Raw genomic sequence first — 24,176 nt, forward strand, 5'->3', positions numbered from 1 at the left:
AAAATGTGGAGTGGCGGCAGAGTTCTCGAACGTCGAGAAAGTAAAACGGAAAAAAGGGCTTTTTAGCCCTGAATTTATTGTCCCTGAATTTTTATGTGCTCATCGGAATGGATGGCGTCCCTGATTTTCGCAACTTAGCTGAAAAGTTCAGTGATGTCATCCTGCCTGCGTGTTGTTTTGATTATTATTTAACCATGTCGTAAATAGATAAATGCAGGTCGTTAGTGGATGCCTGAACTCAATAAAAACGGGTTTTTAAATTACGTGTAAGCGCCATTATTCCGCTCGCAAAAACATGATCAAACAGCGTGTCCGCGATCAATCTTGCTGCTGAGAATAATTGAGGTCGTGGTCTTTTCCACGCCATCGATGCTGCCGATCAGGTCCAGCAACTGGTCCAGTTGCTCCGGTGAGTCGGTGCGCAGCCAGGCGACGTAATCGAACTCGCCACTGACGGCGCATAACTGTTGAACCTGTGCCAGTGTGCTGAGCCGGCGCAGCACCTCTTTGCCCGAACGTGGCTGGACGGTAATGCCGACATACGCCTGCAAGCCGCCATCCACGACACGCTGACTCAGGCGCACGCCATAACCTGTGATCACCTTGGTGCTTTCCAGGCGGGCAAGCCGTGAAGTGACGGTGGTACGGGCAATCCCCAGTTGCCGCGCCAGCATGGCCACGCTTTCCCGTGCATTGAGTTGCAGGGCCGCAATCAACTGGCGGTCGATATCGTCGAGGGTGAGAGGGCGGCTATCGGACAAAATGCTCTCCTTCAAAATTTCCAGCGCTTGGCGGTCTTGGACAGGCGCTCCTGCAGGCGATCCAGATTGTGCGCCAACTGTTGAGTCATCAAGTGGTAGCCGGTCAGTTCGGCAGGTATTGCCGATTCGGTGGCCGCCGTTTCGGATTGCCGTGCCAGACGCTCGGTAGCACCGGTTTGCAGGGCTCGGGCCATGCCGATCAGTTGCCTGCGAATCTGGCGGTAGTCGGCGTCCATGGACGTTTTCAACGCAGCACCTGCGGCTTGGTCTAGATTGGCAGGACGAATGTTGGAAAGGATCTCCAGCGTGCTCAGGCACATCCGGAAATGACCCTGTATGGCATCCAGTTCGACCATGGAAATCTTCACTTCCTTGGACACCGATGGCAGCAGTGAGCGCAGTTGCAGCATCGTGGCGTTGAGCCTTGCAGTCAGTTTCAAGTGCTCGTCGGCGCTGATCGGCTCGCCTTGATGGATGCGCCCGTAAACCTTCGCGCAATCGCGCAGGCCGCTGGCCAGGTTGTACCGCCAGGAAAAGACCGCATACAGCGGCAAGGCAAAGGAGAAGGCCAGCGCCAGTGCGATACCGATCATGATATCCAGCGTCCGCCACAGACCATCACTGATCGGGTTGACCCCGTGGCCCGCCACGATAAACAGGGTAATCGCCGACAGCAGCGCGGTATAACCGCCCTTGCCGATCGCGTGATAAGCGAAGAAACCACACATCACGGACATCATGACGTAGGTCAGCAACGGAATTTCCAGATACCCCTGCTGCACCACCACAAACAGCCCAAGGCCCGCGCCAATCAGCGTCCCGTATGCGCGCTCGACGGACTTCTTGCCGATGTTGCCATGGTGCTGCAAACCGCCGATCACGATCAGCATCGTTACCGACGCCCATTCACCATGGGGCATGTTCAAGCCGGAAGTCAGCAGGATCGATACCAGCAGCCCGACCACGATACGTGCGGCATGAATCAGCCGCGCATGCCGATAGCGGCGATACGGGTCAAGCACAGGACGCAGAACAGGGCGAAGCCAGGAAGGGATAAAAACAGAGCGCGAATTCGTCATGCGTTAAATGGCCGCGAGGGTGGGGAAAGTGTCCATGCTTTGATGATGGCGATGCCCAGTAAGCCACAAGTGGAGGGGGAATTGTTTATTGCTTTCCTGCTTTGAGTCATTGTCATTGGCGCGACAGACTCATGAGAAAAACGAATGCCAACCCCGCTTGATGCACTGACACGCTGCGGCGGTTGGCCCAGCTGGTCAAGCAGGCACGTCTGCACAGGATATCCGCCTCTCGGCGCCATGAGTCACAAGCGTGTGCGTCTGGCCCAGAGCAAGCCGGAGAATCTCTGATGCGGAATGTGTATATCTACATGGAATGCCCGGTACGCGAAGACGTTTACGCCGGGCAAGCTGGCTGTCGAGAAGGGGGGAAGTGGTGGTCTGGATTTCAGCAAGGGCAGTCCTTACAGGCTGAGATACCTACGAAAACATGGGTGATTCAAGTAATATTGCGCAAAATTTATTCGCCGGGGCCTACGAGCCTTGAGCCCGGCATTCACAGTTTTCAGCTGAAAATACTGAATGCCGTACAGATTCGATCCAGGGGATTTTTATGTGCGCTCAACGTCACGATGTCACCGATACACCATTGGTGACAGTGATCATCGCTTCCTACAATCACGCACGCTACATCGAAGACAGTATCAATAGTGTCATCAATCAAACCTACCCGAATATCGAGCTTCTGGTCGTCGACGATGGCTCTAAAGACGAAAGCCCGGAAGTCCTGAAGCGGCTTCAGGAGGCGCATGGCTTTGATCTGCGCTTTCAGGCCAACCAGGGCCTGGCCCGCACCCTCAATGAAGCGATCGAGCGTGCGCGAGGCGAGTTGGTCGTTCCCTTCGGCTCCGATGACATCATGTTTCCCCACCGTATCGCCACGCAAGTGGAGTACATGAAAGACAAGCCTGAAGTGGGCATCTGCGCGGCCAACATAGAAACTATCGACCAGAATGGCCAGGTGATGGGTGAGCGTGAGCAGCGCAACAGAAACCTTCCATTCCGCCGTCTGGATTTCGACGATCTATTTCTCAATCGCAAGCCAGGGCCTGCCTCAGCCACATTGATGTTTCGACGAGAAGCTCTGGATAAGGTCGGCGGCTTTAACGCCAATATTCGGCTTGAGGATATTTATATCGAGCTGGCGATTGCCCGCGCCGGTTACTTCATCGACATTCTCGGTGAAGTGCTGGCGCAATACCGTGACCACCCTAGCAACACCTTCAAGAACGGTCGGTTCATGGTGGACAACGTGCTCAAAACGTACGAGGTGTTTCGTGATCATCCTCAGTACGAGAAGGTGTGCATGAACTTCCGCAACTCCATGGTGCTCAAGTACGCCAACCGCGACAAGGCGCTGACTCGGGAAATCCTGGCAGATATCCCGGTCAGGTTCTGGAACAGGAAAACCCTGCGCGGCATGTGGCGGCTGGTTATTTCTTGATCGTTTGGCTGCGCGCCCGGTAAATCAATGACTGGGCGTAGACCAGGGCCAGGGGCATCCAGATCAGGAACCAGTGTTCCTTGGGACGTGACATGAAGGCATTGCCTTCAGTCAGCCCTGAAGCAAAGCCGAATACAAGCCAGGTCGCCGCGATGGTGACGGCTGGATACTGGCGGTGGGTCCAGCAGAAATGGATCGCCAGGCCATACATCGTCATCCACAGTACCAGCCCTATGATGCCGCCCGAATAGAGCACGCCCAGCTCTATATTGTGTGGATCGGCAAGATTGAAGGGCAGGCCTGGAATCACTACTGTCATCGTTGTACCGAAACCATAGCCCAGCCACGGGTGTTCGCTGATCTGGCGCAGTGATTCCATCCATATCGCGGGCCGGTAGGACAAACCGCGCTGCGTGATTGCGTCGGGATGAATCAGCAGAACAGCAATCAGGGCAATAACGGCTATCCCGATGGCAAACAAGCTGCGTCGCCGGTCACCAACGAGTAACAGCCACCCAAGGGCAGCCGCCAACCCAATCAATGGCGTCCGTGACCCGGTTGCCATGATTGCTGCTCCCAGAAATGCCAGACAGATAATCGGCACCGGGTTCCATGCCTTGCGTGCCTGGAACCATGAGGCTAGCCAGAACGCAGCGAATGCGCCCAAGACATGAGAGGTAAGCAACGGATTTTCGAGCACGCCGTAACCATTCAGGCGGCTTTCACCGGCAGGTATATCGAAAAGTACGAAATAGGCCAGTGACAGGCAAGCCACCACTGCGGCAATGATGGCTGACAGGCGTGTGGACTGCTCCAGCCGTGCGGGGTAATTCAAGGCAATGATGCCTGTAGAAAACAACAACAACGCGATGTAGAGAGGGCGTTTGAGCAGGCCTGGCAGATCATCCTCCGTCACGGCCCAGGCAATGCTGATCAGGATGTATGCACTGAAGACACCGAATGCAATGAATAATGGATTGCAGGTCAGGGGCTTCAGCAAGCGAGGCCGCATGACCAATACGAGAAAGGTAGGGAAGGCCAGAAATATATAAAAAAGCTTGTGGTAGAGCGCTCTATCCCAGATCCAGAATATCCCTGTCAGGGTAACGAGCCAGCCTAGCGGTAACAGGTACTTGTTGATCAGATTACCCAAGCGTTGATTTGTGCTCTCTGCTGATACATCAGCTGACATTTTTCGTGCCCATCTAAATAAACCCTGTAATTGTACGGGATGCGCCTGTGATTTATCAGAGGCATCTTGCGGGCTGTTTTTGTTTGGTATTCCTGAAAACGGAGGGCCGTAGTCTTGCTTCAAAAAAATCAGGCATCTACCCGATGTGTCCGGCCAATCTCGGTATGAGCCCCTCAGCGGCATATTCCCCGCTTCGAGCGCTACCGTCTGTATAGCAGCAATTCCTGTACGAGCCAGCCATCCTCAACGTGACCGGCGCCGGTAGCTTACACGTCAGTGGGAAAAAAGGGCGTGTAGCTTTTATTCGGGAGCGTTGCAAAACTCATCATCAGCACGGAAAACCCACCATTCAGGGCGGCTGCTTCCATGAGGTGATTCGAGCGTCTGCGGGCGCTGGAGGTTCCCGGAGGGCTCGGTGAAATCCTCTTACGGTGATTGTGCTGACGTGAGCCTCTCTTGTTTTGATTTCTCCCAAAAGTCAGGCATACGTTACATTCAAGGTCACTTGTCACGTAAACCGAGCATGGATTACGCCTGAACGGCTTGAGGTAGTCGATTTGAACTCTTTGGCAAAGTGTGGTGGACACTTTGTGGACTCAGCCAGCATCGAGCAAGGCGAATCAGCCTGAAATTCCTGGGATTTAAAACGACAAAAGCCGCGCAATGCGCGGCTTTTGAAAAATGGTGGGCCCACACGGACTCGAACCGTGGACCAAAGGATTATGAGTCCTCTGCTCTAACCAACTGAGCTATGGGCCCTCAGTAGGCCGCGGATTATAACGGCGGTTTCGCGGCTGTGCTATCCGAAAAATCCGAAAGATTCATAAGAAGAAATCTGGAGCAGAATTCCTCGGGAGGTAAGGGGAGGCTGACGATGTAGCCCTGAATCTGTTCGCAGCCGTGTTCGGTGAGGAATTTCTGTTGTTCGGGGTTCTCGACGCCCTCGGCGATGATGGTCAGTTGCATGCTGCGGCCCAGGGCGATGATGGCGCGAACGATGGCTGCGTCGTGGGTGTCTTCGGGGAGGCCGCGGACGAAGGACTGATCGATTTTCAGGATGTCCAGTGGCAGTCGTTTGAGATAACTCAAGGACGAGTAGCCGGTGCCGAAGTCGTCTATGGCCAGTTGAACGCCAAGCTTTTTCAGTTTGTGCAGCACCGAGAGGGCTTCTTCTGTCTGGCTCATGATGAAGTTTTCAGTGATTTCCAGTTGCAGGCAGCCGGGCTCCAGGTCGTTGTCCAGAAGCAGTTGCTCGATGCGTTTGAGCAGGTTGGGCTGGCGCAGTTGAGCGCCGGCCAGGTTTACCGAGAGTGGTCCGAAGGGTTCGTAGGTCTTGCGCCATTTGCGCATCTGGATGCAGGCATGTTCCAGGACCCAGTCGCCTATCTGGAGGATCATGCCGTTTTCTTCCGCCAGCGGGATGAAGTGTTCAGGCGGTACTTCACCGAAGGTTGGGTGACTCCAGCGAATCAGGGCTTCGGCGCCCACCAGTTTGTTGGTCAGCAGGCTGGTTTTTGGCTGATAGGACAGGCTCAGTTCGTTGCGTTCAATGGCTCTGCGCAGTTCCTGTTCCAGGGCGATCCGTTCGCTGGCCTGAGAGGTCAGGTCGCGGGTGTAGCTTTCGATCCGGTTGCGCCCCTTGGCCTTGGAGCGGTACATCGCTGCATCAGCGTTCTTGACCAGTGTGGCGACGTCGGTGCCATCAGTCGGGAAGAGGCTGCTGCCGATGCTCGCACTCATGAAAAACTCATGTTCGCCTGCCTGGAACGGTGCGGTAAAGCAGGCCAGGAGCTTGTTGCCGATGGTTTGCGCATCGCCAGGTTGCAGCAGGCCGGGTAGCAGGACGATGAATTCATCGCCGCCGAGGCGTGCCACGGTGTCTATGTCGCGCAGCGTCTCCTTGAGGCGCTGTGCGATGCCTTTGAGAAGCAGGTCGCCCACGGGATGCCCGAGGCTGTCGTTGATGTGCTTGAAGCGATCCAGATCGAGAAACAGCACGGCGCCAAGGCTGCCCGACTCTTCGCTGTGTAGCAGGGCGGATTGCAGGCGGCTTTCAAACAGGGTGCGGTTGGGCAGGCCGGTCAATGGATCGTGATGGGCCTGATAGTCCAGACGGGCCTGGGCGTGTTTGAGGCTGGAGATGTCGGCAAACACGGCGACGAAGTGGGTTATGAAGCGATCCTTGTTGCGCACGGCACTGATCGTCAGCCAACTGGGGTAAAGCTCGCCATTCTTGCGACGGTTGCAGATTTCGCCTTGCCAGTGCCCTTCGGCGCCCAGTTGGTGCCACATGGAGGCGTAGAACGCGCTGTCATGCTGCCCGGAGGCGAGCAGGCGTGGTGTCTGGCCCAAGGCTTCCTGTTCGCCGTATCCTGTTATTTCGCTGAATGCACGGTTGACGGCGTTGATGCGCTGGCGGGTATCGGTGATCAGCACGCCTTCGGCGGTGCTCTCGAAGACGGTCGCGGCCAGGTGCAGTTTTTCCTGCATCTGTTGGCGTTCGGTAATATCACGGGCCAGGGTCATGATGCATTCTTCCCCGGCGATGAGCAGCGGATGCGAGGACATTTCGCAAAGCCGGACCTGGCCATCCAGGCGACGGATCTGGCCACGGAAATCCCGTACGACGCCATGCTGCTGTAGCTGCTTGACCAATTGCTGGCGCTCGCTCGGATCGACCCAGATCTGTAGATCAAGGCCTGAGCGTTCCAGGCACTGGTCTTCGCTGTAGCCGGTCAAGCGGCAGAAGCCCTCATTGACTTCCATCAGCATGCCGTCGCTGGTCCGGGCGATAACCAGGCCGTCTGGCGATGAGTGGAAGGCTTTGGCGAATTTCTCTTCGGACAGTTGCAGTTGCTGCTGGGCCTGCTTGAGAGGCGTGATATCGCTCACGGTGAGCAAGACGGCTGGTGTAGCGCTCATCTCGAAAGGGTCGGCTGACATGAGGCAGGAAAATGTACGGCCATCCTTGCGGCGCAGGGGCATTTCCAGATTGCGGATACGGCCTTGTTGCAGGCGCTCCAGCAGGCCCGGCCCAACGCCGGGAATGGCCCACAGGTTGATTTGTGTGGCGGTTTTGCCGATGGTTTCTTCGCTGGTCATGCCGGTCTGGGCCACGAAGGCTTTGTTGACCTCAAGAATGATGCCGTCGCAAAGGCGGGCGATGATCAGAATGTCCGGGCATTGGGCAAAGACCGAGGAGAACTTTCCTTCTGACAGGCGCAGGGCTTCTTCGGTTTGTTTGCTGGCGCTGATGTCGATCATCAGGCCGCGGATGATGGGTTCTGGGCCGCACTTGATCAGGCTGACGATGTCGCGGATCCAGAGTATCCGGCCTTCGGCGTTACGGACCCTGTAGTCGAGGCTGTGGTCGTTGCCGCTCAGTGCCTGTTGCTTGCAGAAGGTCTCGGCTGCGTCGATGTCTTCCGGATGCACAATGCTGCGCCAGAAGCCGGGTTGCAGCCATTTTGCCAGCGGGTAGCCCAACAGGCTTTCGGCCTGCGGCGAGACATAGTTGTAGGTCATTTTTTCCGGGTTGGCTTCCCAGGCAACCGCTGAGAGGCTTTCAACCAGCCCGCGATAATGGTACTCGCTGCCTCTGAGTTTCTGTTCCAGTTCGACTCCGCGAGAAATCTCCAGGTTGAGTTTCCGGTTATTGCGGATAACGACTGCCAGAACCGCCGAAAGAAGTAATAGGCCCGGAAGGCCATAAAGCAGAAAGTTTTCCCAATGCACCGGCTCGCTGTTTTCCCATCTATCGATGTCGGGCTGTTGCAGGCTCGTCAGCGTGCTGTCCGAGACGAGCAGCAAGGCTTTTGAATCTTGCTGGGCGAGCCAGAGTCTTGGGCTTTCGGTGTCCTGAAACGGGTAGGCATGAGTGCCGTTACGAAGTTCTTCGCTGGCGGTCAGAGCGTCTTGTCTAGTGTCCGGCAAGCCCGGAGTGTTGGCATGTGCTATGGAGCCGATCAGACAAAAGAGTGTGATGGCCGACAGTCGTAACATGGCAGCCTCATAGCGGCGGATAGTAATGAGACGAGTGTAGACGGCGTTGGGAAAGGGGTGAAAAAACTACTAATCGGAAAGTGTTATTCCAGAAAAGCAAAACCCCCGGCGGGCCGGGGGTTTTTGACTTGTTTGTGCTATTACTCGTCAAGGAACGAGCGCAGGTGCTCGCTTCTTGTCGGGTGACGCAGCTTGCGCAGTGCCTTGGCTTCGATCTGACGAATCCGCTCGCGGGTTACGTCAAACTGCTTACCAACCTCTTCCAGCGTGTGGTCGGTATTCATGTCGATGCCGAAGCGCATGCGCAGAACCTTGGCTTCGCGAGCGGTAAGGCCCGACAGCACTTCGCGTGTCGCTTCTTTCAAGCTTTCTACCGTGGCGACATCGATTGGCGACTGCATGGTCGAGTCTTCGATGAAGTCACCCAGATGCGAGTCTTCGTCGTCGCCGATCGGGGTTTCCATGGAGATCGGCTCTTTGGCGATCTTCAGTACCTTGCGGATCTTGTCCTCAGGCATTTCCATGCGTTCGCCCAGCTCTTCCGGAGTCGGTTCGCGACCCATTTCCTGCAGCATCTGGCGGGAAATACGGTTGAGCTTGTTGATCGTCTCGATCATGTGTACCGGAATACGGATGGTGCGTGCCTGGTCGGCAATCGAGCGAGTGATCGCCTGACGGATCCACCAGGTTGCATAGGTCGAGAACTTGTAGCCGCGACGGTATTCGAACTTGTCCACCGCTTTCATCAGGCCGATGTTGCCTTCCTGGATCAGATCGAGGAATTGCAGGCCGCGGTTGGTGTACTTCTTGGCAATGGAGATCACCAGACGCAAGTTCGCTTCGACCATCTCTTTCTTCGCGCGGCGGGCCTTGGCCTCACCGATCGACATGCGACGGTTGATGTCCTTGATCTCGGCAATCTTCAGGCCGGTTTCTTCTTCAAGCGCGGTCAGCTTCTGCTGGCAACGCTGGATGTCCGGCTGCAGACGAGCAATGGCTTCGGCATATTTGCTTTTGCCTTTGGCCAGTGCGTCGGTCCAGCTTTCGTCAACTTCGTTGCCTGGGAACTGGCGAAGGAAGTCTGCACGTGGCATGCGGGCATCACGAACACACAGCTGCATGATCGCGCGCTCTTGGGCGCGGAGGCGATCAAGGGCGCTGCGAACGCGCTCTACCAGGCCTTCAAACTGTTTTGGAACCAGTTTGATTGGCATGAACAGTTCGGCCAGGGCAACCAGCTCGGCGATGGCATTCTTGTCTTCACGACCGAATTTCTTCAACGCCTTGCGGGTGATTTCCATCTGCTCGGAAACTGCACCGAAGCGCTGTTGAGCCACGACGGGGTCTGGACCGCTTTCGGCTTCTTCTTCGTCGTCCGAAGATTCGCCCGATTCTTCTTCGTCATCGTCGCTGTCGTCAGCCTTGGCTGCTTTCGCGTCGAGTGGCGGAGGTACTTCGGCAGGCGGCGCAATGCCGTCGTCCGGGTCGATATAACCGCTCAGAACGTCAGACAGGCGGCCGCCTTCGCTCGTGACACGTTCGTATTCGGAGAGAATATGGTCAACCGTGCCAGGGAAGTGCGCGATTGCGCTCATCACTTCACGGATGCCTTCTTCAATACGCTTGGCGATTTCGATCTCGCCTTCACGGGTCAGAAGTTCAACGGTACCCATTTCGCGCATGTACATACGCACGGGATCGGTAGTACGACCGATGTCGGTTTCAACCGCTGCCAATGCTGCGGCCGCTTCTTCTGCGGCTGCTTCATCGGTATCGGCATCGGCCAGCATCAAGGCGTCTGCGTCCGGAGCACTCTCGTGTACCGGGATCCCCATGTCGTTGATCATGCGGATGATGTCTTCCACCTGCTCAGGATCTGAAATATCCTCAGGCAAATGGTCGTTGACCTCTGCGTAAGTCAGATACTTCTGCTCACGACCCAGGGTGATCAACTCTTTGATACGAGATTGCTGTTGCGCTTTTCCGGACATAACACCCTATCCACTGAAGGTCTTGGCGGGCAAAAAACAAGCCGAGGATTATACCCGAGCTATGACCTCACGCGCCAGTTGAGGTCGGGTTTTGTGCAGAAACATTGCGACTAAGCAGCTGGAGCAGTAGAGTTTTCTCTTCTGCCGTCAGGCCGACTTGGCGATCCTTGATGATCAATTGATCAATGTTCCGCTCACGTTGGTTTGCCGATAGCCTAGTTATAGTGTCGAAAAACTGTTGTTCAAGGTTGTCGGCCTCGATCAGCCATTCCTTTTCTGCCAGTGCGCGCAGCAATCGGCCTTGTTCCGTGCCGTGCCAACGCGCTATCAACTGTAACGACCGAAGATTCGGATTCTTTTGTCGGGCCTCGATCAGGGCGACCAGTAACTGTGCCTGTGCGTGGTCTTCTGCGGCGAAGTGGCTCGCATTTTCGACCTTTTCGGCCAGTTCCGGGTGGTGCAGCAGGGTTCTCAGTGCTGCCTGCAACGGCGGTTCGACTGCCGTTGGTACGCGCGGGGCGCGAGGCTCGAACTCCTGACGCTTGCCTTTTTTGTCCCAGGGCTTCTTGTCCCATTTTTTCTGATTCTGACCGCCGGTTTTCTTGGGCGTCCATTGCGGCTGCTCTTCGTAGCCGCCGTGCTGCTGGTAATCCGCGAAATCCGGCATTGCGTCGTAATCGACGTACGGATCGTAGCTGGGAGGCACATCTGCGGGCGCACTTTGTACCAACTGACTGACGGCTTCGTTATTGAGGCCGGTGATTTCGCTCAGGCGCTGGCGCATGAGCGTGCGCAGATTCGCGCCGGGAACCTTGTCGATCAGCGGTGCCGCAAGGGTGGCCATGTGGGCCTTGCCTTCGAGCGAGCGCGGGTCGGATTCCTTGGTCAGTTGCTCGAAGAAGTAGTCGGCCAGCGGTTGAGCATGCTGATTGATGCGCGCCTTGAAGGCGTCAGTACCTTCGGAGCGCACCAGGGTGTCCGGGTCTTCGCCTTCGGGCAGAAACAGGAAGCGTGCGCGCCGTCCGTCCTGAAGGCTCGACAGGGTGGCCTCCAGTGCGCGCCATGCGGCATTTCGGCCGGCCTGGTCGCCGTCAAAACAGAACAGCACGTTGGGCACGACCCTGAACAGTCGCTTCAGGTGCTCTTCGCTGGTCGCGGTGCCCAGGGTGGCGACGGCATTGCGCAGGCCTTGCTGGGCCAGGGCAATGACATCCATGTAGCCTTCGACAACGATGATTTCGTCGAGATTGCGGTTGTACTTGCGCGCTTCGAACAGGCCGTACAGTTCCTGTCCCTTGTGAAACACCGGGGTTTCAGGGGAGTTCAGGTATTTGGGCTTGTCGTCGCCCAGTACCCGGCCACCAAAGGCGATGACGCGGCCTCGTGAGTCGCGGATCGGGAACATGACCCGGTCACGAAAGCGGTCGTAGCGTTTGCCGGTTTCCGCGTTCTCGATCAGCAGGCCGGCATCGATCATGACCTTTTGCTGAAGTGTGTCGCTGCTCAGGTGCTTGTAGAGATTGTCCCAGCCCGGCGGGGCGAACCCCATGCCAAAGTCTCGTGCGATCTCGCCCGACAGGCCGCGGCCCTTGAGGTAGTCCACGGCGGCCTTGCGCATCGGGTGGCTTTTCAGGGCCTGGCGATAAAACTCGGCGGCGGCTGTCAGCAGCGGATACAGCGGTGAGTCGGTCGGCTGGCGTGGTTTCTGGCCTTTGACGCTCTGTTCGCGTGGCACTTCCATGCCTGCCGCTTTGGCTAGTTCCTCGACAGCCTGGGGAAAGTCCAGGTTGTCGTGGTCCATGATGAAGCCCAGTGCGTTGCCGCCGGCACCGCAACCGAAGCAGTAATAGAACTGTTTGTCAGGGCTGACACTGAAAGAGGGGGTTTTCTCTTTGTGGAACGGGCAGCAGGCGCTGAAGTTTTTCCCGGTTTTCTTCAATTGCACGCGCGAGCTGACAACATCGACGATGTCGGTGCGGTTCAGAAGGTCGTCAATGAAGCTTTGGGGGATTAGCCCTGCCATGGCGTTCTCGTCATCAGGCTTGTTACGAAAGTATCGTGGCGAATCTGTAAGCGTGCGCCAACCTGTCGGCCGCCTTTGTCAGCAATGGTAGCGACATACGGATGGGTATCGGCATCCGATAATCGGGCCTGCAGCTTTGAAAGGAAATAAGTGCGCAGCGATTTCATGTGAATTCGACTTCAGCCTGTAGCTTTGGTGTTCACTGAGTGATCGCAAGAGACGCTGCCTTGGCTGAGCTTCTTGCGAAGTCATCAAGGCATGCTCGTCATGCTCATTGATCAAGCCTGTCCGAAGGGCAGATCAATCAATGTTGCCTGAAGCAGGCTGGACGTGCTTTGACGGATTTGTCTGGGTCGCATGTGCGGCTTCGACGGCCTCTGTCAATGAAGCGTGAGGCTAGTGCTCCAACTGCCGACAGCCCGGCGTTGATGGCCGGGCAAGGCAGAAGCTTGCGACGTACGGCTGTAAATTAATACAGACGAACGGCGCGGCGCTGTTCGCGCTGGACTTTCTTGGCGTGACGCTTGACAGCAGCAGCTGCCTTACGCTTACGCTCGGAAGTCGGCTTCTCGTAAAATTCGCGGCTACGAACTTCAGCCAGAACACCGGCTTTTTCGCAGGAGCGCTTGAAACGACGCAGAGCTACGTCGAAGGGTTCGTTCTCTTTAACTTTGACGGCTGGCATCCAGAGCTACCTTCATTCATTACCGGGGTCAACGCCTCGTGCAAACACTGCACAAAAGTACGTCGGTTTTTAAGGGTTGCGGATGTTAACCCCTCATTGAGAGGAATGCAAAGCCTCTGATCGAAAACCGCTGGTCGGAGCCTTGAGCGACGACTATCATGCGCGCCTTCAAATCTGCCCCCTACAAGGCGCAAACCCATGTTAGTACTGGGATTAGAAACTTCTTGTGATGAAACCGGCGTCGCACTTTACGACAGCGAGCGCGGTTTACTGGCTGACGCATTGTTCAGTCAGATCGACCTGCATCGCGCCTATGGTGGCGTGGTGCCGGAGCTGGCGTCACGCGATCATGTAAAGCGCATGTTGCCGCTGATTCGCCAGACTCTGGCCGAAGCGGACTGTGTCGCGACCGATATCGATGCCATTGCCTACACGGCCGGGCCGGGTCTGGTCGGTGCCTTGCTGGTGGGCGCTTCCTGTGCCCAGGCTCTGGCATTTGCCTGGGATATTCCGGCTCTTGGCGTCCATCACATGGAAGGCCATCTGCTGGCCCCGATGCTTGAAGAGCAACCGCCACAGTTTCCGTTCGTCGCCTTGCTGGTGTCCGGTGGGCATACGCAACTGGTTCGGGTCGACGGCATTGGTCGTTACGAGCTGCTGGGCGAAACCCTGGATGACGCCGCAGGCGAAGCTTTCGACAAGACGGCCAAGATGATGGGCCTGCAATATCCCGGTGGTCCTGAAATCTCGCGGCTGGCGACTCGCGGTGTCGCGGGGCGCTTTGTATTCCCGCGCCCGATGACCGACCGCCCGGGCCTGGTATTCAGCTTCAGCGGCCTGAAAACCTCTGCGCTCAATACCTGGCAGCAGTGCCAGAGCGCTGGAGACGACAGCGAGCAAACCCGTTGCGACATCTCTCTGGCCTTCCAGCAGGCGGTAGTGGAGACTTTGACCATCAAATGCAAGCGTGCGCTCAAGCAGACCGGCCTCAAGAGCCTGGTCATTGCGGGTGGCGTCAGTGCCAACAAGGCGTTGCGACTGTCGCTTGAGAGCATGCTGGGTGATCTGCGCGGTAATGTTTACTACGCTCGTCCCGAGTTCTGCACCGATAATGGTGCGATGATCGCGTTCGCGGGCTGTCAGCGTCTGCTGGCGGGTCAGAAGGAAGACTTGAGTATCACCGTGCAGGCGCGTTGGCCGATGGAGCAGTTGCCGGGTATCTGACTGTTTTTCGGGGGTGTGGCGTGAAGTTGAGCCGTTTTCATGCCACCCCTCAGAAATGCCGTTCGCGCCCGGCGAGCAGGTCGCGTAGATTGCCTCGGTGACGCCAGACGATCAGCAAGGTCAGGACACTCATGGGCAGCAGTGCCCGAGGTTCCTGCCAGGCCAGCAGTGGCAGGGTCAATGGCGTGGCGATCAGCGCAGCAAGCGAGCTGGTACGGGTCAGGTAGAACGTCAGCAGCCAGGTCGTAATGGCCAGGGCGGCGGCAGGAGGGTAGAGCCCCAGCAGCATTCCGGCTGCGGTTGCAACGCCTTTGCCGCCCTTGAAGCGGAAGTACAACGGAAACAAATGGCCCAATACGGCGCAAACGCCGATCCAGGCCTGTTCTCCGGGGTCAAGGCCGCCAAGGCTGGCGAGGAGTACCGGTATCAGACCTTTGCAGAGGTCACCGATCAAGGTCAGGACGGCCAGCTTTTTGCCGGCCAGACGCAGCATGTTGGTTGCGCCTGCATTGCCTGAGCCGCTGGCGCGCGGGTCCGGGCTGCCATTGAGGCGGCTGAGCAGGATGGCGAAGGACAGTGAGCCGAGCAGGTAGGCGAAAATAGCCAGTAACCAAAACATGCTAACCATTCCGGGCGAGGATGCCCTGATTCTAACGGCGCATCGCGCCCTTGTCGTGCAGTGGAGAGTAGTGCTTGGACAGAGTTTTCATCGACGGTCTTGAGGTCGATACGGTGATCGGCGCTTATGACTGGGAGCGTGGCATTCGCCAGTGCTTGCGGCTGGACCTGAGTTTTGCCTGGGATAACCGGCCTGCCGCCGCGGGTGACGACCTGAGCAAGGCGCTGGACTATGCGAGTGTTTCAACCCGTATTCAGGCCTTTGCCGAGCAGGCGCAGTTCCAGTTGGTGGAGACTTTTGCCGAGCGTCTGGCCGAAGTGTTGATGAGCGAGTTTCATATTCCCTGGCTGCGTCTGAGGCTGACCAAGCCGGGCGCTGTCGCTGCTGCTGCGGGTGTGGGCGTGGAGATTGAGCGCGGATGTCCCTGACTCGGGTTTTTCTGGGGCTCGGCAGTAATATCGAGCGCGAAAGGCACCTGCATGCCGGGCTGGATGCACTGGATTCATTCCTGAGCGAGCTGACCTGCTCGCCGGTATTCGAGAGCCAGCCGGTGGGGATCAAGAGCGGTCCGTTCTTCAATCTGGTGGTTTCGGCGCTGACTGATCTGCCATTGCTGGAGCTGGACCGCCGTTTGAAGATGATCGAAGCCGATAACGGCCGTTACGCGCCTGATCGCAAGGGTCTGCCGCTGGATATCGACGTGCTCCTGTATGGCGAGCAGGTCGGTAATTTCGACGGATTGATCCTGCCGCGTGCAGAAATTCTCAAGAATGCCTTTGTGCTGTGGCCCTTGTCGCTGATCGCGGCGGATCGCCTGCATCCAGGTGTTGGCGTGCCTTTCGGCACGCTCTGGGCTGATGCGCAGATCGATCAACAGCTCTGGCCTGTAGCGTTCGAGTGGCGCGGCAAGCAATTAACGCCGGATGCCGTGTAGGCGCGAATTCATTCGCGAAGCGCAGCGCACTCAGCCTTGTACACCTTGAGCGCATCCAGCCGTTCGCTTTTCAGCGCATTTCCCAAATCCTGCCCTTTCAAGCCCTTTTCAACCAGGGGCTGGACCGCAACGGTCCGGGCTGCATGGGCCGCGCCGCGCAGATAGTCAGCCTGTGGATAACTGCGCTCCTCGAAACCGTCGCGCCCACGGGCGTCCATCTCGCAGGCGGCGATGAACTCTTCGAATCGCTGCGGGCGGCGATAGACGTCGAAGCTTTGCAGCAGCTCCAGCAACGTCGAAGGCTTGAGTTCCAGCGCACGATGTCCATGGGTGTGATATTGGCCTGTCAGCAGCGCCAGTTCCTGACATTCCTTCGGTACCCGGAAGCGCTCGTTGACGGCTTTTATCAGGCGCAGGCCCGTATGCTCGTGTGCGATGTGCCGTGGCCATTCGGATTCGGGCGTCAGTCCTTTGCCCAGGTCATGCAGCAGGCAGGCCCAGCGCACGCTCAGCGGATGTTTATGGATGGCGGATTGCTCTAGTACGCTGAGTACATGCTTGCCCGTGTCGATTTCCGGGTGATGGGCGGCAGGCTGCGGCACGCCGAACAATGCCTCGACTTCAGGAAGCAACTCCTTGAGGGCGTCGCAATCATGTAGCACCTGAATGAAAACCTGAGGCTGATCTTCCATCAGTGCCCTGGAGATCTCCTTCCAGCTGCGCTCGGGTGTCAGGGCCTTGAGTTCGCCGGATTCGCTGAGCTGACGCATCAGTTCCAGCGTCTCTGGCGCGATGCTGAAGCCCAGTGAGGCATAACGTGCGGCAAAGCGGGCTACCCGCAATACCCTGAGGGGATCTTCGGCGAAAGCAGGGGAAACATGACGCAATACCCGTGCTTCAAGATCGCGCTGACCACCATAGGGGTCGGTCAGATTACCGTCCTTGTCTTCGGCAATGGCGTTGATGGTCAGGTCGCGGCGGATCAGGTCTTGTTCAAGGGTAACTTCGGGGCTGGCATGAAAGACAAAGCCGCCGTAGCCGACGCCGCTTTTGCGCTCGGTACGGGCCAGAGCGTATTCCTCACCCGTGAGCGGGTGAAGAAAGACCGGAAAGTCAGTGCCAACCGGGCGATAGCCTTTGATCAGCATTTCTTCGGCGCTGGCGCCTACGACTACCCAGTCACTGTCGGTAACAGGTTGACCCAGAAGGCGGTCGCGTACAGCGCCACCCACTTTATAAATCTGCATAAAAAACCTCCGTAAGCGCGACAGGATAAACCTGAGTCGCCCTCGCGGAGGTTAAAACTTAAAAACATTCTTCCAGGCTCTGCTCCTCAGAGATGAACAACTGCCAGGTCGAGCCTCGGATAGTCGCCCTCGGCATGTTCGCCGCGTGGCGGGACATGGTGAGTTTTCATCACCTGATCGCCTTGTAGGGTTTCCAGGTGGATATCGAAGCCCCACAGACGGTGCAGGTGTTTGAGCACTTCGTCCGTGGAGTCGCCCAGTGGTTTGCGGTTGTGTTGTTGATGGCGCAGCGTCAGCGAACGGTCGCCACGGCGGTCGATGCTGTAGATCTGCACGTTGGGTTCGCGATTGCCCAGGTTGTATTGGGCTGCCAGGGTTTCCCGAATGGTCCGATAGCCGGCTTCATCGTGAATCGCGGGCACCAGCAGGTCATCTTTCTGATCGTCATCCATGATGCTGAACAGTTTGAGGTCACGAATGACCTTGGGTGACAGGTACTGGAGAATGAAGCTCTCGTCCTTGAAGCTGGACATGGCGAACTTGATTGCCGTCAGCCAGTCTGTGCCTGCAATCTCCGGGAACCAGTGGCGATCCTCATCGGTCGGGTGTTCGCACATGCGCCGAATGTCCTGATACATGGCAAAGCCCAGGGTGTACGGGTTGATGCCGCTGTAATAGGGGCTGTCGAAGCCAGGCTGGTAGACCACGCTGGTGTGCGACTGCAGGAACTCCAGCATGAAACCGTCGGTGACCAGGCCTTCGTCGTACAGATCGTTCATCAGCGTGTAGTGCCAGAACGTCGCCCAGCCTTCGTTCATCACTTGGGTCTGGCGCTGCGGATAGAAGTACTGGGCAATCTTGCGCACGATGCGCACCACTTCGCGCTGCCATGGCTCCAGCAGCGGTGCATGTTTTTCGATGAAGTACAGGATGTTTTCCTGGGGTTCGGCAGGGAAGCGGGCATTGTCTTCCTTGTTGCCCTTGTCGGCGCTTTTCGGAATGGTGCGCCACAGGTCGTTGATCTGCCGTTGCAGGTGTTCTTCACGATCCTTTTGTCGGCGTCGTTCTTCCTCTGCTGAAATCGGATAGGGCCGCTTGTAGCGGTCCACACCGTAGTTCATCAGGGCATGGCAGGAGTCGAGCAGGTCTTCCACTGCATCGATGCCATGGCGCTCTTCGCATTGCATGATGTACTGCTTGGCGAAGACCAGATAATCGATGATCGAACTGGCATCGGTCCAGGTCCGGAACAGGTAATTGCCCTTGAAGAAGCTGTTATGCCCGTAGCAGGCGTGGGCGACGACCAGAGCCTGCATGCAGATGGTGTTTTCTTCCATCAGATAGGCAATGCACGGATCCGAGTTGATCACGATCTCGTAGGCCAGCCCCATCTGCCCGCGAGTGTAGGATTTCTCGGTACTCAGGAAGTGTTTGCCGTATGACCAGTGATGATAGCCCAGCGGCATGCCCACCGAGGCATAGGCATCCATCATCTGCTCGGCCGTGATGACCTCGATCTGGTTCGGATAGGTATCCAGAGCGTAGCGATCAGCGATACGGCTGATTTCGCGGTCGTAGGCCTGGATCAGTTCAAATGTCCACTCGGACCCTGTGGAGAGGGGTTGGCGCTTCTGCTCTCTAGCGGTCATGTCACTAACCTGCGCTGGAAGAGTTCACGGAATACCGGATAGATATCACCGGCAGAGACCAGCTGCTGCTGGGCAAACGTATCGGCAAACTCTTCACCGATGCGTTCGTATTCAAACCATAAGGCCTGATGCTCGCGTGGGGTGATCTCCACGTAGGTGTAGTACTGCACGAAAGGCATGATCTGCTTGGTCAGGATTTCGCGGCAGATCGGTGAGTCATCGTTCCAGTTATCGCCGTCGGAAGCCTGGGCGGCATAGATGTTCCATTCGTTGCTCGGGTAGCGTTCGGCCATGATTTCCTGCATCAGCTTCAGAGCGCTGGAAACGATGGTGCCGCCGGTTTCCCGTGAATAGAAGAACTCTTCTTCATCAACTTCGCGGGCGCTGGTGTGGTGGCGGATGAACACGACTTCGATCTTGTCGTAGTTACGCTTGAGAAACAGGTACAGCAGGATGAAAAAGCGCTTGGCAACATCCTTGGTCGCCTGGGTCATGGAGCCAGAAACGTCCATCAGGCAGAACATCACCGCTTTCGAGCTTGGGTTGGGTTGCTTGACCAGCAGGTTGTACTTGAGGTCGAAGGTGTCCAGGTAGGGCACGCGACGAATCCGCGCTTTCAAACGGTCTATTTCTACTTCCAGTTCCTGGATATCGCCGAAGTTGTCTGGTTCTTCGCGCTTGAGGCGCTCCAGTTCGTTCACTGTTTCCTTGAGCTTGGCGCGGCTGCTGCCGGACAGCGCGATGCGGCGTGCATGGGCCGAGCGCAGGGTACGAATGATATTGATGCGCGAGGGGTTGCCCTCGTTACTGATCCCGGCGCGTACAGTCTTGAACGTGTCGGTGCCGGTCAGGTTGCGTTTGACCAGGTTGGGCAGCTCGAGGTCCTCGAACATGAATTCGAGAAACTCTTCCTGGGTGATCTGGAAGACGAACTCGTCCATGCCTTCGCCGGAGTTGCTTGCCTTGCCAGGCCCCTTGCCACCGCCACCACCTTGCGGGCGGGCGATATGCTCGCCGCTGGAGAATTCCTTGTTGCCGGGATGGACAACCGTCTGTTTGCCACCGCGACCATGATGAAGCACCGGCTCGTCGATATCGCGACCGGGAATGCTTATTTGCTCGCCATGCTCCATATCGGTAATGGAGCGACGACTGACCGCTTCTTCCACTGCTTTTTTGATGTGGTCACGATAACGCCGCAGAAACCGCTGGCGATTTACCGTGCTCTTGTTCTTGCCATTGAGGCGTCGGTCGATCACATAGCTCATAGGCCCTCCGGGCAGCCGCAAGTAGAAAGCAGCTTCAAGCTACAAGCTGGTTGCGGTCGTATCTGTGAACCCGACCGTCCCAGCTTGTTGCCTGAGGCTTGTAGCTTACCGCTGCATCACTGTGACTTGCGCACGCGCAGATACCACTCGGAGAGTAGACGCACCTGTTTGTCGGTATAGCCCCGCTCGACCATTCGGGTGACGAAGTCGTTGTGTTTTTGTTGATCCTCTTTGCTGGCCTTGGCGTTGAAACTGATGACTGGCAGCAGGTCCTCGGTGTTGGAGAACATTTTCTTCTCGATCACCACACGCAGTTTTTCGTAACTGAGCCAGGTTGGATTCTTGCCGTTGTTGTTGGCGCGGGCACGCAGCACGAAGTTGACGATCTCGTTGCGGAAATCTTTCGGGTTGCTGATGCCGGCAGGTTTTTCGATCTTTTCCAGCTCTTCGTTCAGGGCGACACGGTTGAGAATTTCACCGGTTTCCGGATCACGATATTCCTGGTCCTGAATCCAGAAGTCTGCATACAGCACGTAGCGGTCGAAGATGTTCTGACCGTATTCGCTGTAGGACTCAAGGTACGCGGTCTGGATTTCCTTGCCGATGAACTCGATGTAGCGCGGTGCCAGATACTCCTTGATGAAACGCAGATAGCGCTCACGGGTTTCAGCCGGGAATTGCTCCTGTTCGATCTGCTGCTCCAGCACGTACAACAGGTGTACCGGGTTGGCGGCGATTTCGTGCGGATCGAAGTTGAAGACCTTGGACAGGATCTTGAATGCGAAGCGGGTTGAAAGGCCGTTCATGCCTTCGTCGACGCCCGCACTGTCGCGGTACTCCTGGATCGACTTGGCCTTGGGGTCTGTATCCTTGAGATTCTCGCCGTCATACACACGCATCTTGGAGTAGATGTTGGAGTTTTCCGGCTCTTTGAGGCGCGACAGAGTCGTGAACTGCGCCAGCATTTTCAGTGTGTCGGGCGCGCAATGCGCCTTGGCCAGCGAGCTGTTGAACAGCAGCTTGTCGTAGATCTTGATCTCGTCGCTGACACGCAGGCAGTACGGCACTTTCACGATGTAGATACGGTCGATGAAGGCTTCGTTGTTCTTGTTGTTACGGAAGCTGTGCCATTCCGATTCGTTGGAGTGAGCCAGCAGGATGCCCGTAAACGGAATCGCCCCCAGGCCTTCGGTACTGTTGTAGTTGCCTTCCTGAGTCGCAGTCAGCAACGGGTGCAGGACCTTGATAGGTGCCTTGAACATCTCGACGAATTCCATCAGGCCCTGGTTGGCCCGGCACAGAGCGCCTGAATAGCTGTAGGCGTCTGCGTCGTTTTGCGGGAATTCCTCAAGCTTGCGGATATCGACCTTACCCACCAGAGCGGAAATGTCCTGGTTGTTCTCGTCACCCGGCTCGGTTTTCGCCACGCCGATCTGGTTGAGAACCGATGGATAAAGTTTCACCACCTTGAACTGGCTGATGTCGCCCCCGAACTCAGCCAGACGTTTGGTCGCCCATGGCGACATGATGGTGTTGAGGTAGCGCCGAGGGATGCCGAAGTCCTCTTCGAGAATGGCACCGTCTTCGGTTGCATTGAACAACCCCAGTGGCGACTCGAAGACCGGCGAACCCTTGATTGCGTAGAAGGGGACTTTTTCGATCAGTTGTTTGAGCTTTTCAGCCAGAGACGACTTGCCGCCACCCACCGGACCCAGCAGATAGAGGATTTGTTTCTTTTCCTCAAGGCCTTGGGCTGCGTGGCGGAAATACGACACGATCTGGTCGATGCATTCTTCCATTCCATGGAAGTCCGCAAAGGCCGGATAACGCCGGATCACCTTGTTGGAAAAGATCCGCGACAACCGTGAGTTGGTGGAGGTATCCACCAGTTCGGGCTCGCCAATGGCCAGCAGAAGACGTTCTGCGGCAGAGGCGTAGGCGCTGCGATCCTGTTTGCAGAGCTCCAGATACTCCTGTAACGAGAGCTCTTCCTGACGTGTGGTTTCAAAGCGTTGTTGGAAGTGGCTAAAAATACTCATGACGTCACCTCGCTCGATACGTTGAGCCGGCGGCGGATCGTCAGTCGATGCTGGCAGCAGCTGAGTATCCAGATGCCGTTTACCCCCCAGAACACCATAAAAGTAACTACCGATGACCCACGCGCCGGTGTACCGGCTCTCCCCTGATTACGGATGGCCTGAGGCTAAGGATAGTTCGGATTCAGAAAGATAAAGAAGGGATGAACAAGAAGTCGGGCTGACCGTTCGTCAGTTTGGGCGCGAACCCGCGCAGGACGCGGGATCAGCCGGATAAAAATATTTTTTCAGAGTCGTGCTGGCCGTTTATACATATCTGCACCAGCATCCGTTCTGTCGTTAACCTTGCGCTGTTTCGCCCGGGAACGTGGTGCGCCACAACTCGAAACCACCGTCCAGGCTGTACACGTCGGAGAAGCCCTGGCCTACGAGATAGGCTGCAGCACTCTGGCTGGAGTTTCCGTGGTAACAGACCACCACCAGCGGCTTGTCCAGATCGGCCTTGGCGATGAAGTCAGCGATCGAGTGATTGTCCAGATGCTGCGAATCGGGAATGTGGTTGCTGGCGAAAGCCTGAGGGTCGCGAACGTCCACCAGTACGGCGCCCTGTTCGCGCAGGGCGTGGGCCTGTTCAGGGGGAATGCGTTTGAATTCGGTCATGATTGGGCTCCTGAGCTGATCTTTTAACGCCGGGCCTCGCTGGCCTCTGGCTGGGAAATGAGGGATGTTGCCGGGCGTGGGGCGGCATTGCCGACAGCATCGCAATCGCAGCGATGACGTTCAAGGGTGTCGACGTTCATAAGGGTCATGGCGCCGCCCCACACGCACCCGCTGTCCAGCGCATAAATGCCGGGCTCGTCGCACTTGCCTTCAAGGGCTGCCCAGTGGCCGAAGATGATCTTCAGGTCCCGGGTCTTGCGATTCTCGTGCTGGAACCATGGTTTGTAGCCTGGCAGGGCGGTCTCGATGCCTTCCTTGCTCTTGAGGTCGAGCTTGCCTTCGCGGGTACAGAAGCGCATGCGGGTGAAATAGTTGGTGATGACGCGCAGCCTTGTCACGCCTTGCAGGTCATTGTCCCACTTGACGGGTTCATTGCCGTACATGCCATCCAGAAAGGGCTCGTACAGATTGTCGTCCTGTAAGGCCTGTTCGACTTCGCTGGCGCACTTGAGGGCTTTTTTCAGCGACCACTGCGGGGCTATGCCTGCGTGGGCCATGGCGATATTGCGCTGGGCGTCGTAGTGCATCAGTTTTTGCCGACGCACCCAATCCAGTAGTTCATTGCTGTCCGGCGCTTCAAGAATCTCGCGCAGGGTGTCGGATTTCTTGAGGCGTTCTATCTTGCGTGAGGCGGCCAGCAGGTGCAGGTCATGATTGCCCAGTACACAGACGATGGACTCGCGGATGCTGTAGAGAAAACGCAGCGTTTCCAGCGATTGCGGGCCACGGTTGACCAGGTCGCCCACTAGCCATAGCTGATCCCTGGCCGGATCGAACCGGACATCGTCGAGCAGGCATTTCAACGGTTCAAGGCAACCTTGCAGGTCGCCAACGGCATATACCGCCATCAGTGAAGGGCACCTGGTACGGCAAGGCGGAAGGGCGCAATCACTGCATCGAAGCGTTTGCCGTCTTCGGCGAGCATCTGATACGAGCCTTGCATGTTGCCGACTTTCGTCGTCATCACTGTGCCGCTGCTGTAAGTGTGGCTCTGGCCAGCCTGGATCAATGGCTGTTGGCCTACGACGCCTTCACCACGCACTTCTTCGACATGGCCGTCACCGTCAGTGATGACCCAGTGCCGTGAAAGCAGCCTGGCAGGCAGTTCGCCGTTATTGTGGACGGTGATGGTGTAAGCGAAGGCGAAGCGATTCTGCTCGGGTTGCGATTGTTCTGCGAGGAAGCGCGTGACGACGCTGACGTCGACCTGATAACGGGAATCGGGCATGCGGTAGACCTTGAAAGCTATAGCAGCGGAAAAAACTGGAGCATTCGATAGATAGGTCAGTCTAGGACAAGTAAACG

The 24,176-nt window shown here is 56.9% G+C and carries 19 protein-coding genes and 1 tRNA gene; 4 read left to right on the forward strand and 16 right to left on the reverse strand.

The annotated features are described in order from the left end of the window. Nucleotides 1-299 precede the first annotated feature (299 nt). Nucleotides 300-761 carry an Lrp/AsnC family transcriptional regulator gene (locus Q6A51_RS21505; RefSeq protein ID WP_304575687.1) on the reverse strand — a complete coding sequence of 154 codons (462 nt, stop codon included), beginning with the start codon at nucleotides 759-761 and terminating at the stop codon, nucleotides 300-302. An 11-nt stretch (nucleotides 762-772) separates the two neighbouring features. Beyond that, on the reverse strand, nucleotides 773-1,840 hold the full coding sequence (locus Q6A51_RS21510) for an FUSC family protein (protein WP_201001794.1): 1,068 nt from the start codon (nucleotides 1,838-1,840) through the stop codon (nucleotides 773-775). Nucleotides 1,841-2,390: 550 nt separating this feature from the next. Between Q6A51_RS21510 and Q6A51_RS21515 the strand changes: the two genes are divergently transcribed. Then, nucleotides 2,391-3,281: a glycosyltransferase family 2 protein gene (locus tag Q6A51_RS21515; protein WP_201018151.1), complete on the forward strand. Its 891-nt coding sequence runs from the start codon at nucleotides 2,391-2,393 to the stop codon at nucleotides 3,279-3,281. Here the strand turns inward: Q6A51_RS21515 and Q6A51_RS21520 are convergent. The 6 genes from Q6A51_RS21520 to rpsU form a co-directional block, all read right to left on the reverse strand. Then, nucleotides 3,271-4,473 carry an O-antigen ligase family protein gene (locus Q6A51_RS21520; RefSeq protein ID WP_304575718.1) on the reverse strand — a complete coding sequence of 401 codons (1,203 nt, stop codon included), beginning with the start codon at nucleotides 4,471-4,473 and terminating at the stop codon, nucleotides 3,271-3,273. The genes Q6A51_RS21515 and Q6A51_RS21520 overlap by 11 nt on opposite strands. A gap of 682 nt (nucleotides 4,474-5,155) precedes the next feature. Continuing rightward, nucleotides 5,156-5,232 (reverse strand) — tRNA-Ile (locus Q6A51_RS21525). Between the two features lie 15 nt (nucleotides 5,233-5,247). Then, nucleotides 5,248-8,475 (reverse strand): bifunctional diguanylate cyclase/phosphodiesterase, encoded by a 3,228-nt coding sequence (locus Q6A51_RS21530; protein WP_304575688.1) that lies wholly within the window; start codon nucleotides 8,473-8,475, stop codon nucleotides 5,248-5,250. 140 nt (nucleotides 8,476-8,615) lie between these two features. Then, complete coding sequence (rpoD, locus tag Q6A51_RS21535) at nucleotides 8,616-10,466, reverse strand: RNA polymerase sigma factor RpoD (protein WP_304575689.1); 1,851 nt, start codon at nucleotides 10,464-10,466, stop codon at nucleotides 8,616-8,618. Between the two features lie 67 nt (nucleotides 10,467-10,533). After that, a complete protein-coding gene (gene dnaG, locus Q6A51_RS21540; protein ID WP_201001798.1) occupies nucleotides 10,534-12,489 on the reverse strand; it encodes a DNA primase in 1,956 nt (651 codons plus the stop codon). Nucleotides 12,490-12,958: 469 nt separating this feature from the next. Next, nucleotides 12,959-13,174: a 30S ribosomal protein S21 gene (gene rpsU / locus Q6A51_RS21545; protein WP_002551877.1), complete on the reverse strand. Its 216-nt coding sequence runs from the start codon at nucleotides 13,172-13,174 to the stop codon at nucleotides 12,959-12,961. A gap of 198 nt (nucleotides 13,175-13,372) precedes the next feature. Here rpsU and tsaD point away from each other — a divergent pair, with 198 nt between their 5' ends. Further along, complete coding sequence (gene tsaD, locus Q6A51_RS21550; protein WP_201018148.1) at nucleotides 13,373-14,398, forward strand: tRNA (adenosine(37)-N6)-threonylcarbamoyltransferase complex transferase subunit TsaD; 1,026 nt, start codon at nucleotides 13,373-13,375, stop codon at nucleotides 14,396-14,398. 49 nt (nucleotides 14,399-14,447) lie between these two features. On the opposite strand, the gene plsY is transcribed toward tsaD, so the two are convergent. After that, a complete protein-coding gene (gene plsY / locus Q6A51_RS21555; protein WP_304575690.1) occupies nucleotides 14,448-15,017 on the reverse strand; it encodes a glycerol-3-phosphate 1-O-acyltransferase PlsY in 570 nt (189 codons plus the stop codon). 74 nt (nucleotides 15,018-15,091) lie between these two features. Here plsY and folB point away from each other — a divergent pair, with 74 nt between their 5' ends. Continuing rightward, nucleotides 15,092-15,445, forward strand: coding sequence for a dihydroneopterin aldolase (gene folB, locus Q6A51_RS21560; protein ID WP_201001801.1), 354 nt, complete (start codon nucleotides 15,092-15,094; stop codon nucleotides 15,443-15,445). Further along, a complete protein-coding gene (gene folK, locus Q6A51_RS21565) occupies nucleotides 15,436-15,951 on the forward strand; it encodes a 2-amino-4-hydroxy-6-hydroxymethyldihydropteridine diphosphokinase (protein WP_304575691.1) in 516 nt (171 codons plus the stop codon). The genes folB and folK overlap by 10 nt, the downstream gene beginning before the upstream one ends. An 8-nt stretch (nucleotides 15,952-15,959) precedes the next feature. Here folK and Q6A51_RS21570 read toward each other — a convergent pair whose 3' ends face one another. The 7 genes from Q6A51_RS21570 to apaG all read right to left on the reverse strand — a co-directional run bounded on the left by Q6A51_RS21570 (nucleotide 15,960) and on the right by apaG (nucleotide 24,099). Then, a complete protein-coding gene (locus Q6A51_RS21570) occupies nucleotides 15,960-17,198 on the reverse strand; it encodes a multifunctional CCA addition/repair protein (protein ID WP_201018145.1) in 1,239 nt (412 codons plus the stop codon). Between the two features lie 86 nt (nucleotides 17,199-17,284). After that, nucleotides 17,285-18,847, reverse strand: coding sequence for a SpoVR family protein (locus Q6A51_RS21575; protein WP_201001804.1), 1,563 nt, complete (start codon nucleotides 18,845-18,847; stop codon nucleotides 17,285-17,287). Beyond that, entirely contained in the window at nucleotides 18,844-20,115 is a 1,272-nt protein-coding gene (locus tag Q6A51_RS21580) for a YeaH/YhbH family protein (protein WP_198724432.1), read from the reverse strand. The genes Q6A51_RS21575 and Q6A51_RS21580 overlap by 4 nt, the downstream gene beginning before the upstream one ends. Before the next feature lie 116 nt (nucleotides 20,116-20,231). After that, nucleotides 20,232-22,154, reverse strand: coding sequence for a PrkA family serine protein kinase (locus tag Q6A51_RS21585; RefSeq protein WP_201001805.1), 1,923 nt, complete (start codon nucleotides 22,152-22,154; stop codon nucleotides 20,232-20,234). 336 nt (nucleotides 22,155-22,490) lie between these two features. Further along, nucleotides 22,491-22,811, reverse strand: coding sequence for a thiosulfate sulfurtransferase GlpE (glpE, locus tag Q6A51_RS21590; protein WP_201018144.1), 321 nt, complete (start codon nucleotides 22,809-22,811; stop codon nucleotides 22,491-22,493). Nucleotides 22,812-22,834: 23 nt separating this feature from the next. Beyond that, a complete protein-coding gene (locus Q6A51_RS21595) occupies nucleotides 22,835-23,719 on the reverse strand; it encodes a symmetrical bis(5'-nucleosyl)-tetraphosphatase (RefSeq protein WP_201001807.1) in 885 nt (294 codons plus the stop codon). Next, nucleotides 23,719-24,099: a Co2+/Mg2+ efflux protein ApaG gene (apaG, locus tag Q6A51_RS21600; RefSeq protein WP_201001808.1), complete on the reverse strand. Its 381-nt coding sequence runs from the start codon at nucleotides 24,097-24,099 to the stop codon at nucleotides 23,719-23,721. The genes Q6A51_RS21595 and apaG overlap by 1 nt, the downstream gene beginning before the upstream one ends. Nucleotides 24,100-24,176: the final 77 nt, after the last annotated feature.

It is taken from the genome of Pseudomonas serbiensis, assembly GCF_030580745.1.
GTDB lineage: Bacteria > Pseudomonadota > Gammaproteobacteria > Pseudomonadales > Pseudomonadaceae > Aquipseudomonas > Aquipseudomonas serbiensis.

Bases quoted from the DNA above. Each gene is read 5' to 3' on its own strand.
- glpE (WP_201018144.1), bottom strand. From the start codon at position 22,811: ATGACCGAATTCAAACGCATTCCCCCTGAACAGGCCCACGCCCTGCGC.
- tsaD (WP_201018148.1), top strand. From the start codon at position 13,373: ATGTTAGTACTGGGATTAGAAACTTCTTGTGATGAAACCGGCGTCGCA.
- plsY (WP_304575690.1), bottom strand. From the start codon at position 15,017: ATGTTTTGGTTACTGGCTATTTTCGCCTACCTGCTCGGCTCACTGTCC.
- folK (WP_304575691.1), top strand. From the start codon at position 15,436: ATGTCCCTGACTCGGGTTTTTCTGGGGCTCGGCAGTAATATCGAGCGC.
- Q6A51_RS21595 (WP_201001807.1), bottom strand. From the start codon at position 23,719: ATGGCGGTATATGCCGTTGGCGACCTGCAAGGTTGCCTTGAACCGTTG.
- rpoD (WP_304575689.1), bottom strand. From the start codon at position 10,466: ATGTCCGGAAAAGCGCAACAGCAATCTCGTATCAAAGAGTTGATCACC.
- Q6A51_RS21580 (WP_198724432.1), bottom strand. From the start codon at position 20,115: ATGAGCTATGTGATCGACCGACGCCTCAATGGCAAGAACAAGAGCACG.
- Q6A51_RS21575 (WP_201001804.1), bottom strand. From the start codon at position 18,847: ATGACCGCTAGAGAGCAGAAGCGCCAACCCCTCTCCACAGGGTCCGAG.
- Q6A51_RS21520 (WP_304575718.1), bottom strand. From the start codon at position 4,473: ATGTCAGCTGATGTATCAGCAGAGAGCACAAATCAACGCTTGGGTAAT.
- apaG (WP_201001808.1), bottom strand. From the start codon at position 24,099: ATGCCCGATTCCCGTTATCAGGTCGACGTCAGCGTCGTCACGCGCTTC.
- Q6A51_RS21530 (WP_304575688.1), bottom strand. From the start codon at position 8,475: ATGTTACGACTGTCGGCCATCACACTCTTTTGTCTGATCGGCTCCATA.
- Q6A51_RS21510 (WP_201001794.1), bottom strand. From the start codon at position 1,840: ATGACGAATTCGCGCTCTGTTTTTATCCCTTCCTGGCTTCGCCCTGTT.
- dnaG (WP_201001798.1), bottom strand. From the start codon at position 12,489: ATGGCAGGGCTAATCCCCCAAAGCTTCATTGACGACCTTCTGAACCGC.
- Q6A51_RS21585 (WP_201001805.1), bottom strand. From the start codon at position 22,154: ATGAGTATTTTTAGCCACTTCCAACAACGCTTTGAAACCACACGTCAG.
- Q6A51_RS21570 (WP_201018145.1), bottom strand. From the start codon at position 17,198: ATGCAGATTTATAAAGTGGGTGGCGCTGTACGCGACCGCCTTCTGGGT.
- Q6A51_RS21515 (WP_201018151.1), top strand. From the start codon at position 2,391: ATGTGCGCTCAACGTCACGATGTCACCGATACACCATTGGTGACAGTG.
- rpsU (WP_002551877.1), bottom strand. From the start codon at position 13,174: ATGCCAGCCGTCAAAGTTAAAGAGAACGAACCCTTCGACGTAGCTCTG.